This window comes from Massilia sp. CT11-108, from assembly GCF_047302915.1.
In the GTDB taxonomy this organism is placed as follows: Bacteria; Pseudomonadota; Gammaproteobacteria; order Burkholderiales; family Burkholderiaceae_D; genus Telluria; species Telluria orientalis.
Window position 1 is genome coordinate 1 of the sequence record NZ_JBKYMO010001498.1, and the last position, 275, is coordinate 275.

Annotated in this window: 1 protein-coding gene; it reads left to right on the plus strand. The window is 72.7% G+C overall.

Going from position 1 to position 275, the window contains the following annotated elements; all coding sequences use genetic code 11:
• Positions 1–275 (plus strand): glycosyltransferase family 9 protein (locus ACEN88_RS35410; protein ID WP_413347079.1); only part of this gene is annotated, 275 nt, incomplete at both ends.

The following is a 275-nucleotide window of genomic DNA, read 5'->3' on the forward strand; positions in this document are numbered from 1 at the left end:
GCGGCGCTGCGCCTGGCGGCCGTCGCCGTGACCAACAACACGGGGCCGGCCCACATGGCCGCCGCCGTGGGCACGCCGGTCGTCGACCTGTACGCCCTGACCAATCCGCAGCACACGCCGTGGAATGTGCGCAGCCGCGTCCTGTTCCACGATGTGCCGTGCCGCTTCTGCTACAAGAGCACGTGTCCGGAAGGCCACCAGGCCTGCCTGGCCGGGATCGAGCCGCGGCGCGTCGTCGATGCCGTGCGCGCGCTGCTGGATGCGGCGCGCGCAAC